This is a genomic window from Chromobacterium haemolyticum DSM 19808 (assembly GCF_000711885.1).
GTDB lineage: Bacteria > Pseudomonadota > Gammaproteobacteria > Burkholderiales > Chromobacteriaceae > Chromobacterium > Chromobacterium haemolyticum.
The window spans coordinates 23,851-40,059 of record NZ_JONK01000026.1; the positions used below are offsets into that span (position 1 = coordinate 23,851).

Annotated in this window: 11 protein-coding genes; 2 read left to right on the forward strand and 9 right to left on the reverse strand. The window is 52.6% G+C overall.

Annotated features, from left to right (window positions below; genetic code table 11):
• Positions 1–13: 13 nt before the first annotated feature.
• Positions 14–706, forward strand: coding sequence for a Crp/Fnr family transcriptional regulator (locus BR71_RS14605; RefSeq protein WP_043638930.1), 693 nt, complete (start codon positions 14–16; stop codon positions 704–706).
• 337 nt (positions 707–1,043) lie between these two features.
• Positions 1,044–1,250 carry a hypothetical protein gene (locus tag BR71_RS24220; protein WP_156038993.1) on the forward strand — a complete coding sequence of 69 codons (207 nt, stop codon included), beginning with the start codon at positions 1,044–1,046 and terminating at the stop codon, positions 1,248–1,250.
• A 222-nt stretch (positions 1,251–1,472) separates the two neighbouring features.
• Here BR71_RS24220 and galE read toward each other — a convergent pair whose 3' ends face one another.
• The 9 genes from galE to BR71_RS14645 form a co-directional block, all read right to left on the reverse strand.
• On the reverse strand, positions 1,473–2,489 hold the full coding sequence (galE, locus tag BR71_RS23655) for a UDP-glucose 4-epimerase GalE (RefSeq protein ID WP_081862681.1): 1,017 nt from the start codon (positions 2,487–2,489) through the stop codon (positions 1,473–1,475).
• Between the two features lie 55 nt (positions 2,490–2,544).
• On the reverse strand, positions 2,545–3,387 hold the full coding sequence (locus BR71_RS14610) for an endo alpha-1,4 polygalactosaminidase (RefSeq protein WP_156038994.1): 843 nt from the start codon (positions 3,385–3,387) through the stop codon (positions 2,545–2,547).
• A gap of 35 nt (positions 3,388–3,422) precedes the next feature.
• On the reverse strand, positions 3,423–4,793 hold the full coding sequence (pelG, locus tag BR71_RS14615; RefSeq protein WP_043638934.1) for an exopolysaccharide Pel transporter PelG: 1,371 nt from the start codon (positions 4,791–4,793) through the stop codon (positions 3,423–3,425).
• 11 nt (positions 4,794–4,804) lie between these two features.
• Positions 4,805–6,334: a GT4 family glycosyltransferase PelF gene (gene pelF, locus BR71_RS14620; protein ID WP_208854883.1), complete on the reverse strand. Its 1,530-nt coding sequence runs from the start codon at positions 6,332–6,334 to the stop codon at positions 4,805–4,807.
• An 8-nt stretch (positions 6,335–6,342) separates the two neighbouring features.
• Positions 6,343–7,404, reverse strand: a complete 1,062-nt coding sequence (locus tag BR71_RS14625; protein WP_162179221.1) for a hypothetical protein — start codon at positions 7,402–7,404, stop codon at positions 6,343–6,345.
• Positions 7,343–8,791 (reverse strand): PelD GGDEF domain-containing protein, encoded by a 1,449-nt coding sequence (locus BR71_RS14630; protein WP_162179222.1) that lies wholly within the window; start codon positions 8,789–8,791, stop codon positions 7,343–7,345. Before BR71_RS14630 ends, BR71_RS14625 begins: the two co-directional genes overlap by 62 nt.
• Positions 8,792–8,802: 11 nt before the next feature.
• On the reverse strand, positions 8,803–9,336 hold the full coding sequence (locus BR71_RS14635) for a hypothetical protein (RefSeq protein WP_052370608.1): 534 nt from the start codon (positions 9,334–9,336) through the stop codon (positions 8,803–8,805).
• A gap of 73 nt (positions 9,337–9,409) precedes the next feature.
• Entirely contained in the window at positions 9,410–13,306 is a 3,897-nt protein-coding gene (locus tag BR71_RS14640; protein WP_043638940.1) for a tetratricopeptide repeat protein, read from the reverse strand.
• Positions 13,299–16,061, reverse strand: a complete 2,763-nt coding sequence (locus BR71_RS14645) for a bifunctional glycoside hydrolase/polysaccharide deacetylase family protein (protein ID WP_156038996.1) — start codon at positions 16,059–16,061, stop codon at positions 13,299–13,301. Before BR71_RS14645 ends, BR71_RS14640 begins: the two co-directional genes overlap by 8 nt.
• Between the last annotated feature and the right edge of the window lie 148 nt (positions 16,062–16,209).

Sequence of the window (16,209 nt, forward strand, 5' to 3'; positions counted from 1 at the left end):
ACCGGAGCACGCCGTGCCAGCTATCCAGAACCACTTAATAGAGTTATTGCCACGTACTGATCAGTTGCATCTGCTTGAACATTGCAAACTAGTCGAGCTGACGCTATCTGAAATCCTATGCGCCGCTGGCGACAAAACCCGCTACGTCTACTTCCCTACTGGGTGCTTCATTTCCCAGGTGGCTCAGGTTGAGGGACAATTGCGGCTGGAAGTGGGCATGGTGGGCACGGAAGGCATGCTCGGTTCGCAACTGGCACTGGGTCAGGTTACCGAACCTCTGCATGCCTTAGTGCAAGGGTCGGGAGCAGTGCTACGCATGAGTGCCAGTGCATTCAGCCAGGAGTTGCTGCGCAGCAAGGCACTACAGCGCATGCTTAACCGTTACCTATATGTACAGATGCTGCAATTGGCCACCTCGTCTAGTTGCATGCGCTTTCATCAGATCGACCAGCGTCTGGCCCGTTGGTTGCTCATGAGCCAGGACCGCGTGCATTCGGATAGTTTTCATGTAACCCATGAATTTCTTTCCATCATGCTTGGTGTACGCCGGGTCGGCGTCACCATGGCAGCCGGCTTGTTGCAGCGGAGCGGACTGATCGAGTACCACCGTGGTACGCTGACGGTACGTGATCGCAGCGGACTGGAGGCTTCAGCCTGCAGTTGCTACGCGAGAAATTGCCACACCTATCAAAGCATCATGCATTAGCCCCTCCGCAATCTTGTGTGCGTCTGCGTACAGAAACTGATGCCTGATGACATAAGACTCCTTAACGGTGAGACTGAGTATTCGCATTAACTCAGTGAGTTCTGGCATTATTTAATAGGGCAGGATTGCCTACAGAAGCGGGGACAGTCCAAGCATCTATAGCCAAGCATTCAATCAGTCATAATTTTTGAATCTATTTTTATTTCTAATTCAGAATTATGTTAGCCAGAGTACAGAGGTGGTGCGGGAATAGAGCAATACTGTTTAGGTGCTGAACTCAGATCGCCATCGATGTGTTTTTGGTACAACCTTCTTTTACCACGCCAAAGGAATTATCATGTCACCCGAAAATACCAACCCCAGCAATGCCCACAAGGCTGCAGCAACAGAGCATAAGGCTTGCGCAGACCTTCATCTGAAGGCTGCCGACCATCATGACAGTAAAAAATTGGATGAGGCAAAAGCCAATTCTGCCAAAGCTTTGCAAAGTAGTGAGCTGGCACACAAACAATCCAAGAACGCTAGCGACTGCTCCACAAAATGATGTCATTTTTTTAATGACATAATTTCTGACTGATTCAGTCTTTAAAAAGCCCGCACTTGCGGGCTTTTTACTTGTATATTTATTTTGCCATGGATGCAGCATTAACACGAACCCCTGACGACCCTCAAAGCCAAGCAGATGCCTTGCAGCCGGAGCGCCTGCAAGAAATTGCTTTTTTCCACAGGGTAGGTTTTCAGCCCCTCCCTAACCATTTGCAGATCATCAATCCAGATAACCAGACGGATTATCCTGCTGCCAACGCCAGCTGTCCCGACACATTTCCTCTAGATTACGCTCGGCTTTCCAACCAAGGCGCTGCTCTGCAGCCGCAGGATTGGCATAACAACAAGCAATATCACCACTACGCCTCTCAACTATGCGATAAGGAATGTTACGACCGCAAGCTTTGGAAAAAGCATGGATAGTTTGCAAGACCGAATAACCCTGCCCAGTACCTAGGTTGAGGGTAACAACTTCTGGCTCGCCAGTGAATATATCTAGGGCCTTGACATGAGCAATTGCTAAGTCCACGACATGAATATAGTCACGCACTCCTGTGCCATCAATAGTAGGATAGTCGTCACCATAGACCTTGAGTTCAGCTAAATTCCCCACAGCTACTTGGCTAATATATGGCATCAGATTATTTGGGACACCATTGGGATCCTCGCCAATCATTCCACTCTCATGCGCACCGACAGGATTGAAGTAGCGTAAAAGGGCAACTCGCCAGCCTACTTCGCTCCTCGCCACATCACGCAAAATATTCTCCACCATTAGCTTACTCTGGCCATACGGATTGCCCGGTCCTAGAGGGCAATCCTCCAACAAGGCCACACCACCGGCATCTTTGTACACGGTTGCCGAAGAACTAAACACTATACAATGTACACCCGCAGTCTGCATCGACTCTAGCAGGCTCAGTGTGCCACTAACATTATTTTGATAGTAACGCAAAGGATTCGATATCGACTCGCTCACTGATTTGAGCGCAGCAAAATGGATTACTCCATCAATTGAATGACTAGAAAAAATTTTCTGCAATACTGCCTTGTCAGCAATGTCCGCATGATAAAATTGAATTTTGTGACCCGATATCTGCTCAACGCGTTTAAGGGCTTCGAGTTTACTATTTATCAAGTTATCAATAGCAATAACCTGATGGCCTGCCGAAAATAATTCCACCATGGTGTGAGATCCAATATATCCAGCAGCACCAGTAACAAGAATATTAGCCATTAATAATTATCCAAAAGAAATTCGTCATCAGATACTATAAAAACCATCATTAACACTAGGGTAACGACGCCGGATTTATCACCCTAAGCCCACCGTCCGTCACATAAGGAATCAGGCCCAACTTACGTATCTGAAGTATAGTCAATTTTGCACAAGACACATCCGCAGGTGGACAATAGTCAATAGCAATCACCGGCACTCCGTAGCTTTTCACCATCTTGACCTGCGCCAATAACCATTCCCTGCCGTCAGCCGGCACATCGACATAACTCTGCTTTGCTTCGCTCCAGCCTTTGAATAAGGACTCGAATGCAACGGCGTAGACTTGCTCATGCACCTTGGGCAGCAGCTCAAAGCCACGATTCAAAATCAGCCTGGCTTGCGGGTAGTTGCGATGAATCGACTGTATGATCGCTACCAAACCCTGCTGATAGCGCTGCCTATCTTCATCATTTCTCGAAACCAGTTGATAGGAGTCCAGCGTGTCGAGAAAAAAACCTTGATAGCCCGCTCGCCACAAAGGCGCAATGATGCGGCTGACAATGAACTCTGCCCACCCTACAGCGCTGCTATCAATGACTTCCGACTGCCATTCCTGATTACGCCCTACAATCCAACTTTTAGGAATATCCCGGAAGTAAGGCCGTGAATGCATCACCTCCCCCACGCTGACATAAGCCAGCCATCGTGTGCTACCGGCATCGCCTCTGGGATCAAAACCATTATCTGGTTCAATAACAGCCATATCAAAACGAGACAGCAATGCGGTTTGAGGAGCTTTGCCGTAGTAAAAGGCAATGCTCCATGGCGGCGCATCAGACTCGGCGGCTTGACATAACCCAGCACACATCAAGCCAATAGCGCCGGACAAGCAACGCAGAAATAAGTTATTTTTCATCAGATAGATACAAAAGATATGTCTTATCAAATATACTACTGCTTCATATAAGTCTCGTACTCCAGTGAATCAAAACAATGATCCAATAGATGCACAGACACCAATACCACCAAAAGCAAGGCAGCCGCAAAACCGTAGCCATAGGCATTGGGGCCAATCAACAAAGTTAGCCATGTAAATAGCCCGTTCATCAATACGAATGATGCAACCAAAAAAAACACCACTAAGCGTTTGTCTAGATAAAAGAAGATATTCAGGATCCCGAGAAAAAGCACTTGCAAACTGGCTGATATCACGTCAATTCGCATAAGCGGCACATACAACACAGAAATACCAAGAAATTGCAACAACTTATCGCCAAATGAAAAAATCAGCAGCGTCACCAGCGCCTGTATCTTCAATATTTCGTATAAGCCAGTACGCACACTGTTCACCATCATATCTCGACACTCATGAATGCGTTTAAGCGTGCCGCCATTGCGCACTGAGTTATAAAAATCATCATAATGTTCAACGAAATCAGTTTCGATTCTGAGTAGAAAAACCGCCATACCCGGAATAACGCACAAGTAGGAAATGAATACCGGCATATCATATATCACCGACTCGTACAAAGGGCCGATCACCCTTTGGCCGGTTGCCGGCGCATACCAGAACATGATTTTATCCAGCCAGATGCCGAGATTGAACAAGACGCCGACAAACATCAGGCTAGGATAGGAGAACTGACGGTCAAATACTTGCCAAGAGAGATAATCCGTTGCTGTGTAATTGCGATGAATTAGGCAGACCATGCCGACAAGCAATACCGCATGACCAGCAACAAAGCCTGCAAGCAAACCTTCCAGGCCAAAAGCGCTTAGCCGCAAGGCCAGCAAAACGACAATAGCATAGCCAATAAAGAAAATTACCAGAATTGCCTTGTATTGCTTGATACTGGTCAGGAAAATGACACTAATCCAGAGATTGCTGATAATGACAAAGCCAATCAGCATCAGCAGCCTATACAAAACAGATTCGCCGCGAAATAGCGTGAGCGCCAATGCCAGACCTATTAATCCAGTCGCTATCGTTGTCAAAAATGTCACGGCATTGAAGTTCGGCAAGACAGCATTGAACTGTCTTTCGAACAAACGATCAGACACAAAGCGGGTAAACGATAACTGCAACACACCGGTAACGATCAAACTAAATGCTATCAGATAAGTGACCGACATCTGGAACTGCACAATTTGCACATGTGATCGAGCCATGCTCAGGCTGAATATCCCGATCAGCAGCATGCCTATCGTTGAGAGGATTAGTGGTCCTGCGCTGATAGCGCCCGCATAAGCATAAGCGGCCAAAGTGCTGCTCAAATTATCGTGCCGCAATATTTTCCGCAGCTCAAAACCTATCCCGGCCATACTTGATCTCCTTATTCATCAACCGCATCCGGAAGAGCGAGTAATCGATGATAAAGCTGGCGATAACTTTCCTCCATCAAAGCACTGGTGTAATAGCGCTCCGTTCGAGCAATGCCTGCTTGTTGAGCGCTTTTCCACTCCTGCGGCTGATTCAATAATTCCAAGATGGCTTGAGCAAGCTGCTCAGGATTCGCGATCTGCACTACGCGACCGGCCCGGCCAAGCGCGCGATCCTCTTCGGACAGTCCTTCAATCAGCTGCCGGCAAGATCCGACATCTGTACTGATTACCGGCACACCCGCGGCATAGGCTTCCAAAATAACCAATGGCAAAGCTTCGCTAATCGAACTAAGCGCTACCAACCCTATCTTCGGCAACAATTCGTCCACATTGCAAAAACCCATAAATTTCAGATTTTTCTCCATACCAAGACTGCTCACCAAATCGCGACACTCTTGAGCGTATTCAGGATCTTCGCTTTCAGGTCCAACAATCCACCCTTGCAATTGTGGAAGCTGACGGCTTGCAATAAAAACCGCACGAATAAAGGTCTTGATATCCTTGATGGGTACCACCCTGCCGATGAGTGCCACCACAAAAGGCACGCTTGAGGGTCGCAAATCGCGCAAAGGAGAAAATCGCTCAACCGGTATCCCATTCGGAATATTTCGGGTCTTGTACTCCGGAGCGCCATCCGCCAGCTGGCGCAATCTGTTTCCCTCGTACAGCGCCGTAATTTCAGAAGCCGCGTCGTAACACACTCGCCCCAAGGCATGAAAGAATTGAATCCACAAATCCTGAAAATAACCGACTTGAGAGATGTCTTTTTCGAACACGCCGCGATTGTCCCGAATCCACTCGCTTTGCAGCAAGTCAATTTTTCGCTCTTTAGTGTAAATCCCATGCTCAGATACCAATAATGGGCGATGCGAGCGATGGTGCAACAATGCTCCCAAAAAGCCGGCGTATCCGGTCGAGACCGTATGATATATACGCGCAGGTATTAAATTTTCACATATGCGAGCCAGCTGCCATATCGGCTTATGCATAATGCGCACAGTCCAGAAATAATCCGTAAATGATGGATCACGGCAGTGTTTTTCATAGCTAGCCGAGATATATTCCCAAGAATGGCGGCCACGCAGAAATTGTTGCTCGCTCAGCGCTCTGCTCTCAGAGAGCATTGGAATAATCTGGCGCACCATTTTTCCGATGTAGGCCAAATTATGATTATTCCTGAATGCATCATGCATTTTAGAAAGCTGGGCATTATCCAAGGCTTCCTCCCCCATGCCATGCAACAGCGCTGGCTGAACAAAGTCGTAGAGGTAGTGTTCCTCGAAGTGAACAACATTATCTGGCAGCTTGTAATATTGCTGACCATAATCGCTGCGCTGACTGCCAATAAAAACAATGGCGAAGGTAAACTCTGGATAAGCTCGAATGATCTGATTTACCCACGCCGATACGCCTCCCCTGACGTAGGGGAATGTGCCTTCGAGCAGCAGGGCGATATCGGCAGACTTGGCTGTTGGTTGCATATTTACACTCATGTTAACCAGTACCGTGACACATGCTGAATGGAGGTCATATTGATTCCTTCACCCAGCATATTTAATAGATTTCTCAACTGAGCATAATCCTGTTTCAAATATGCAACTTCCGCCTGCCAAGGCAACAAGCGACTTTCCGGGAAATTATTTCGAAGTGCCTGAGCAAAACAAACCTTGCTCTCTTCAATATTACTGTGCAGCAATGCGCAACGCCCTAGCAAATACCACATAGCCGCAATTTCTTGGCTATACTGCAAAGCCAAACGGGCGTATCTTTCCACGCATTCCAGCGTGAAGCTACGCACTTCGCCCCTTACTAAATTCTGATAAATTAACTCCCAGTACAGCTCAGCCAATCGTGTACAAATATCGGCTCTCAAACCATCTTCGTCGGCCTGATCCAACTGCCCCCGGGCAGCAACTATTTTCCGCGTAATGCTTTTCTCTGCGCTATCGACCACGCCGTAAGCAAGCAAGCGCACTTCTTCAACGGGATCCGATAGCAAATCATGCTGTAGATCGCCGATAATATAAGACGGCATGAATTGCATCGAAACCAACGCGGACAAGCGGTCCTCATCCGAAACATCTGTATTTTTCAGACGAGATCTCAGGTGACTGCCGGAGCCATGATTGACACTGGAGGCCAAGTGACTGATGTATTCGGCTGGCTCCACCTGGTCCAGGCTAACAGAGTGCGAAAATTGCTTGAATAGTGCAGGCACTAGAAAATAGGCGAAAAAAAACAGCAAGACGCCCACTATGGGCATGAACAAGCAAAGAGAAAATACATGTAAAAATTGTTGTATCCTGTACCCAGTGAAATCAATGGGCATAGCAAAAACCACGCTGCCAGCAGAAAGCGATGCCGCTAATATCTGCCATAAAACAATCATCAACAGACTATTTGGCATATCCGACGAGGTAATGGACAGCACAATAACGTGCCATTGCACAAAAATAGCCAACAGCCCGAATAAAAGAGCAAAGATAAACTTAACCATGATGCTGGCAATGCTGGAGAAGTTTCTGCAGACCATGCCCGGGATCATCACCATCAACCATTTTGCTGCGTATAATCAACGCGTTATCCAGATCAATAGCAAACTGCTCTTTCAATACATCCCGAAAACGCTCCAAATACCCTTCCACACCCTCTGCAGGCGTTAATGGCATCAACACGATCATTACGTGGCGACCTTCGATCTCGGGAGTCCAGATTGAATCAAGCGCGCGCCGTAAACGCATGGCTTGGTTAAACAATAGTTCACCTTCATCGCCGGATGGAAACGCCAGCCCCAGCATCGCGCTTTGTATTCCATACAGGCTTTTTAAGCGGCTCAGACGCCCCAACTCCAGCGAAAACGAATAAGGGCAGTCAGGTAATAAGTTGCGCACCACGTCCACCGTCGCTTTGTGGTTAACGCCAAAAGCATAGTAGTTCAGTAGGGCTAATAATAATTGCAAGTTATCGAAATTAAGCGCAAGAAAAGGCATCCTGGAGATGACCAGTACACCAAGCATCTGTTCAGAGGCATCGACGATAGGGGCGCAAGCCAAATATTGATCTTTTGCTTCTTCATCTTCCAAGTCTTTAAGATGCGATAACTCCTGATAAACCAGGCAATGACGCAACACTGGCGAATACGAATCCAGCTCAAAATCATGGCCGACATACGCGACAGACTGAGCAACGATCATGCCATCTCGCACGGGATAGATCGCCGCGACTTCAATTTGACAAGTCAACGCGACAAACTCAAGCATGCTCTGTGCATTAGGCAGCAGCTGTTGCTCCGCATCACTGGCTGGCGCGGCCAGTGCACGAAGGTGCTCAATGGCATCACGGAAGGTGGTAGGCCTGGACAGAAAATCATTCTCCAGCTTGGCATGTGAAATCCGGAGCAAGTAGTGATTATTGGTAATGGAAACCAGCCTATCCCGCAGATAGGCATTTATGCTTTTTTCGCTAATCGCGCGGCTTGCCCACAAATCGCAAAAGTGACCCACCACCACCACTTGCGTGAATCCGCCAACAAAAAGCATGGTCGGGAAAGCGCCTCCCGCATGTTGCCGGTAGAAAAACTCCCACGCCGCAAAAAGGCATATTCCCGATACCACGCCTAATAAGGCCCCGTAGCGCAGCGCCACGATGGTCGGCAACAACCATATCCACGGAAACGGGTTATCCAACAGCAAGGGATCGCCTGGCTGAAGAATATAAAACAGGCCAATAACCAGCAGCATGATCAAGACAACCTCAAACAGCAGCGCAGGCCGCCCAGCATGAGGAATCAGCAGCCGACCAAACAAGCGGGAAATACCCTGCGGATCCGATTGCCTGGCATTCCGCTTGCCCACCCAGCCAGCGCTTGACGGTGTCTTGCGATCCGAGAGTTCCGCCGGCCCCGGCGACCTGTCTTGTGACTTGGCTTCTGTTAGCACGTTCGCCACTCCTATTTCTGCGCGAGCGGCGCCAACAGTTGCTGGATCAGCGTCTGCCCTACCCCAGCCAGGCTGGAGCGGCTCCATCCACTACGACTGCCCGTCGCGCTCCAGACCACCTTGCCGCTGTTCAGGTCAAGCACGTCAAAGGTCACGCCAGCAACCGGCTCGCCGTCCACACCCACCTTGTAGCGCCACTCTTGCACCGCCCCGCCAAGGGCGTAGCGAGCCCCGCTCTTGCGAGCCCAGTCCAGCGACTGAGCTCGGGCCTGCCGGCGGTCGGTGTCGGATTCAATATCCGCGGTATCCACCTCCGCCTCATAATTTCTTAAATCAACAAATCCCTGCTGGAGCATAATGCTCTGGGCGATGCTGCTCGCTCGGGCGCCGGCATCGGGCGTTTCCGTAAAATTCGCCATGGGCAGCAACACCCACGACTGTCCTTTGGCAAACGTTGGAACTTGACTGGTGTTGATCGTGGAACATCCTGCCAACACCAGTACCACCAGGGATAACACCCGCTTCCACATAAATGCAATTTTCATAGCCTTGCCCTTCGTTCACTCGACGATGTTCGAATACACCTGAAGACGGCGACTTAATCTCGCCACGCCACACTTAGTAAAACATCCGGTACGACACGCCCACCTGTGTCGATGCCGCATTTCTTCCAACCGCCGGCTCATGGGAAAAGTACAGCCTTGCCTGATCATTGCCCGCCACAGGGCCCGACATGCCGATGCTGGCCTCGGGACGCCAGCCCACCGCGCTCTGATGCACGATGCCGGCATCCATGAAGGGCCGCCAGCTGCGCCAATATGGGTGGGGCTCATCCCTTGGGTTGTGGGCCGTCATGAGTTGATCCAGCCCCAAACCCATCATCAAGCCGAACTGCGTGGCATTAGTAGGCATGAAATAAGAAGTCTGCGGCGCGCGGCCTGGGGGCAACAATACGGACAGCGAAGGAATCTGACTGTCGCTAGACGCGTATGCGCTGCGTTCGCCAACCAGACGGATGCTCCAATCTGGATAAGTGCTTCTGATCCGATAACCGACATTGCCGGACAAAGTCCACCCTGTGCCCAGGAAGCTGCCGTCTTGGGCATGGAAGCGGTCCAACTCATAACTGCCACTCCAGAACCATCTGGCATCCTTGCTCATATCCAAGCCCAGCCGCAGCATGTCCTTGGTGCCTGCGGCATTCAGTTCAGCCGAATTGTTGGCGTATTGCCGGATGCCGGCATTGAACGTGATGCCCAACGCGCCGTCGCGGTTGAACTCGCCATAAAGACTGGCGGTGCCAAACGAATTCAGCGCTTGTCTTGTGCCGAGCGTTATGGCGAGTCGGCGTTCAGACGTCACATCGCTGACGGTCAGATTCAACATCCGATCGTGAGAAGGAATCCAGGCTAGCTGGGTCGCGCTACTGAGATGTTGCGCACTGTCCGTGGCTTTGAGCCCCAGCCCATAGCGAGAAGTGAGTGGAACACTGCCGATCAGGACGTAATCCAGAGAATCCACCGGGCTATGCTTAGCGGCGATGATGTCCGCGCCGAACGACGGGGGGTCCCTCAGCAACAGATCCGACATGGTCTGATGTGCGGCATCATTATCCGGAGCGCCCTCATGGGCATCGAAGGCCAACGTTTGCGCCTGCGGGACGCGCCCGATCCGATCCAGTGCCTCGATGGCACTTCTTATCGGAATGGATCCATCGCCGCCATCCAGAATACGCGATAGCGTGTCCCGGTCATTATCCGCAATGGCCAGCGTTGCCCTGGCATCCGCCGGCCGCAGCAACCAGCGAGCGTATTGCCGCGTGAGCCAGGCGCGGGCAAGTTCGTTGTATTCCCCGCTTACCGCCCACGCCAACATCGTCTCCCTGGCAACTGCTCTCAGGGCAGGCTTTCGCGGTGCAGCGTCGGCTGGCGGCGCGCCTTTTTCGTTTTCCTCCGACCCCAAGGCCTGTATCAGCGTACTGTCCAGCAGGGTTTCAGCCAATTGAGCGGGCTGCCCGCCATCCCGTTTCAGCAAACTAGCCAGCAGATTCCGAGAATAGTCTCCTCCAGCAAAGCTCTGCGACAGCCGCACCCGGGCGGCCTGCGTCTCCAGCTGCGCCGCCGGCTTTGGCGGGGTTTTGCCGTCATCACCGGCATATCCCTGCTGATCGATGTTTGGCTTGTCACCGGAGGCGCCATCGCGGCTTTTCGCTTGCAGTTCGCGCCAGACTTTGCTCCGGAGCGTCCATGCCACCATGGAATGGCCCGCAGCGTCCTCAGCCTCAGCCAACGACAGCGTCCACAAAGGATCGTCATCCGCCAGCGTCGACTGCCGACGCAAGAAGCTCAGCGCGCTGGCCGCATGACCAAGCCGCAATTCGCCGGCACCATACGCTCCCCAGTAGGTGGAGTCCTCCTGGGCCTGCCCCCGCCAGCGATGTAATGCTGCAGTCAATTCATCGTTGCGTCCAAAATCTACCAACATCCACAGGTATTGCACTCGGATTTCATCGGTCACGTCCGCTTGCCGCACGGCTCTCCGCAAATCAGCCAGCGCGCCTTTCCAGTATTGACGCTGGCGATAATACTCGGCCCGCGCCGCCAGCAAGGCGCTTGAATGACTCAGCATGGACGCTTGCTCCAGCGTCAGCTTGTGCAACAGGTTTCGAATGCGCGGCCACGCCGCCGCCGCCGTATAGTTTGTCAATGCCAAGAGCAAAGCGGCTTCAGAGCCATTCTTCCGGAACTCCAACTCGGCGATGCGTCCGGCATCCAGAGGATAATCTTGATAGGAATAGATCATCCCGTGCAGGTCGGCATCTGTGGCCAGCCCGGTGGCTATCAGTCGCTCATTGCCCAAATCGACATCCTGCCTGCGCTGCGTCAGTTGGGCCAATTGAGCGTAGGTGCGCCAAAAAGCGGCCGCATCCGCCTTCTCCTGCTTGATATCCCGCGCCGCAGTCAGCGCATCTAGCGCTGCGGAAAAATCGCCATGCCGGTATTCTAGATTTGCGATATGCATGGCGTAGCCCGGAGTCGGGCCAAACTCGGACTGCAGCGTCTGGTAGGTCGCCAGCGCCTTGCCATCCTGCCCAACGCGCTCGGCCACTTCGGCCAGCTTCTCCAGCATAGGTCTGCGCATGGAGCCAGCTGCGTTCTGCTGCAGATATGTCAAGGCTTCGTCAGGCCTGCCCAAGCGCTCTAGAGTGTCTACCACAGCAACTTTCTGCGACAAATCCGCCGATTTGGCCCTCGCCGCGTGCATTTGCGCAGCCAAATAAGCCTGGTCGTCATGCAATTGCGGAGCCAGAGTCAATACATTTTGCCAAGCGGCATCATTGTCTGTGCCGCGAGCAACCTGCAGCCAGGCGCGTAGAGCCAAGTCGGGATGATTGTTCCATTGTGCGACCTGCGCCAGACGCTTTGTCCACACCTCCATGTTGAAATGGCGCCCCAAGGCTTGCTGAGCGATGCTTTGGGCATCGTTAAGCTGGCCGCTTTCAATAAATGCCTGGTATGCCAGTTCAAGGTCGCTTTCAAGCCCGCCGGTTTGCTGCGCAGGCGCCGCCGAAGGGGACGGAGTCGGCCTCTTGGCCGTGCCCAGCTTATGGGCGCTTTGCGCACGCTGGGCTGGCTCGGCCTCGCGCCGGGGCGTCGCTGCGCCGCCGGTATGCAATACCAATTGCGTCAAAGCCTTAGCGTAACGCGTGGACAAGTCCGGGCGACCGCATTGACGGGCCTGATCCAGCAACACGCGCAAGCTTGCAGGATCATTCATCATGGCTGCGCCGCGACGATCACCTTCCGCGCACGCTTGGGCGATTTTCCCAGCCGATGCCAGCACTTTCAGCCCGGCGATGAAATTGCGACGCTTATCTTCCAGTGTCGCCGCATGTTCAAATGCGGCAAAAAAAGCCTGGGCGGACTGCTCATACGCGCGTTGCGATAAGGCCAGCTTGCCTATTTTTTCCTGCCACAGCATCGCATGGCCAGGATCCCGCCCCGCCAGGCGATGGTAATAGGTCAGCATCACATCCGCGGCGCCGGCGGCAGTCGCCTGGGTGGCAAGCCTCGTCATAACCTGCGCATCCCATTCATAGCGCAGAGTGCGCTGCAATAGCACGCGGTATGACGCCATATACATTTCGCGGCGCTTGTCCTGCGGCGATACGGCATAAGCCATTTGTTCTGCGGCATCTACTTGCAGCAATAGCGCCCGTTGACGTTCTTCGCCGCTGCCGACCCGGGCTAGATTGTTTGCCGCGCTCATGGCGGCCTCCCAACGCCCCAGTCGCAAATGCTGCGAGGCCAGCAGCTCAAGATAGGATGGCTCGTCCGGCCTGACCCGCAACCAGGCTTCCAAATAAGCCACCGACAGCTCGCTGGGCGGACGGGACATCAAATCATAGGCCCGCACACCGCCGCGCGGATATGCGGCCACTAGCGCCAAGATCACGCCCACGCCGATGAAAATGGACAACCAGAGTGGGCAAAGCCGCTCTCGCTTGCTACTCATGCGTCACCCTGATTAAATGATAAGAAACCGGATGCGCCGGCGCAGCCGCCACGGAAAATCGCAGCTGGCCGTTTTTGTCCAGTCTGGTTTTGACTGGCTGGCCGTCCACTAAGACCTTGCAACCCGCAGCATTGGCCACCACGACATCCGCTTTGTAGTAACCCCCGAACTCAAATTGGATTCCATGGGCATCGCGCTGGAATCCCCGCACAAAACCTGCGGCTGCGCTAATGTAAGGAGCCTTGCCCGCTCCATTCAGAACAAACCGGGCCTCATCACTTGCCATGTGCACATAAAGCCCTCCCGGACCTGGCACATAACCGCTGACGCCAGATGCTGTCAGCACATCGGGTGCCCCCTTTCCCGGCCAGCGCAGCTGGCGCAAACTTGAACCTGAACGCACTAACCAGCCGTCGCCATCGCGGGCAACAACCACTCGTCTCCAGTCCAGAACCCGCCGGATATAGTCCGTAGTGTAAATCGGAAAAACTGCCTGCTTCAGCGCCCCTTCATACACATTGATCAAGGCCTTGAGCGATGCCAACTTGGTGCCTGAATACATGTGGTAGTAAATATTGATGGCCTTGAAGCGCAACGGGCTATCCGTGAGCGAAAAGGTTTCAAGCACCCGATCGAAGCCGTAGAAAGGACCGCGCCAATCGTTGGTATAAACATTTTCATCCATGATTGCAGCATAGACCTGAAACTCATCAGGACCATTGCCCTTGGCCACCCCATACGGCGCGATATTGGACCAACTCTTATTGCTGTGAGTGATGTTGGTATCGCCCCCGTTGATGTTTAACGCGCCAGCCTGATGAGCAAGGCGCAATGCGAAAGGGGACGCCGCCGCATTGCCCGGCCACTGAACGACCGCCACGCGTTTTCCACTCGGGGCAAGGTTGCTGTTGATGTAATCGATGGAGCCCTGAATCTCCCTATTCAGATCAAATTCGTAGTGAGGGATATTCAACGCAAAATCGCCATCGCTGCCTTTCCCTTTGCCGTGGAGGCGCTTTCCGCGCTCATCGATCATTTCCATCATGAAAGGATGGGAAAAGGTATGCGTGCCAATTTCCACATTGGGCAAGGCGAACATATGGCGGGCGATTTGCTCCAGACGGGGAGATAAATTGGGGTACAAGCCCGCCTTGCCGACTTCACCTTCGATAACAGACAAAGTGGTAGGAATGGGAAACCTCTTGAACACCTGGTCGTACAATGCCTGCGCGCCATAATCCGGGCCGGGAAATTCGGCTCGGGAGGCGAAACCATCGCCATCCACATGCACAAACATCAGGCGACGGCCATTCTCCGTGGTGACATCCGGCATCGGCATCACGGGCAGCGACAAGGCCCGAGTCAAAAACTCAATAGGCTGAATCACCCAGCGCATCTGCTGATTATCAGGCAGACTGGCCAATCCATATGGATCAAGGGTGTATCCACCCCATGGCAGGATGGCCGCAGCGTCAACCGTGTAATTGCCCGCAGCTAGACGCAGCAGCGACTGGCCTTCCGCAAGCACGCGTATATTCGGCACATTGCGTATGTCCGCGGGCGGCATGATTTCAAACCCCAACATCGCGGCCTTACCGACAATGCGCGGCTGAACATCCAGAGGACGCGGCACGGCAACCAGCGCCAGGCCGAGTTTTTGCGCGCTGCGATGATCAACCACAAAACCGAACTGTCCCAGCACGGCCACCGGCATGCCTTCCGCCATCCGGGCCAGCAACCAGCGTCGCCACGCATCCGGCTTTTTGACGACATTGTCTATCCTCACCACGATGCCCGCATAGCGATCCGTGCCAATGCGACTAGGCAAGGGTTTGTTCACGTCGGCGTACTGGATGTCATACCCGAGGTAATTCAAAGGCATCGACACGTCCCGCACTGCCGCCACCCGGTCCAGCGGCTCCCCTTCCCCTGGGCTGTGCACGATCAGCACCTTGCGCGGCATCACTTCAAGGCGGCCCATCCCGACGATGGAAAAAGCGGGATCCGCGACGTAGGGCATCAGCCCTTCACGCCTGATCCGCTCAGCCGTCTCGCGGCGACAGGCCTTGTCCGCGGCACGGCAATAATCAATGACCACAATAGGCAAGCCGCTGCGGTTTTTCAGGGAATCGATGCGGGCGAGGAGATCGCTGCGCATCGGGTCCGCTACAGACAACGCTTGCGAACCCACATCGCTCGGGCGGTACAAGCCATCGACAACAAGAGCCTGCAATTTGCCCGGCAGGCGTTCTGCGAGCGCAAGATGGTTTTTCAGAACCAGACGGACGTCCGGATAATTCTGGAGAATGGCGTCGACCAGCCGTTCCAGACGGACATCCGCGGCATCAGAGGCATCAGAGGCAGCGGACAGCGCGGCGCCATCATCCAGTAGAAAACCCCGATAGCCTTTTTGCCACAAGGGTTGCAGTTGCTGCCGCAGCCATTGCTCATCTGGTTGAGATGAATCCGTGGCCAAGCTGCGCAAATCAAGCCTGGCAAACCAGACAGTATGAGGTGCAAGATCTTGCGCCGGAATGGGCGACCTCTGTGGATCAATTACAACGACATCAAATGCCTGCAGTTCGTCAACAGGTACATCAGCACCGTAGTACAACGCCATATTTAATGATTTCGTACTCAGATTTTCAGATATTGCCGTTTCAGACAAAAATGGCCCTAAAACCATAAATAAAGCAAAGGTTTTAAAATAACCCAAGTATCGGTGCAGACTAAATTTTGTGGCGTAATCAACCATGAATCACTTCTCTCCCATCTGCGTCCTTGTTCACATCCAACTCATCATTGGATACGGCTACCGATCACGTACCCTACACGGGGGGTTTTTCATACATGAACTTTAGTTCCGCTTTATATCAAAACCCAGTTTGCCATTGACATATTTT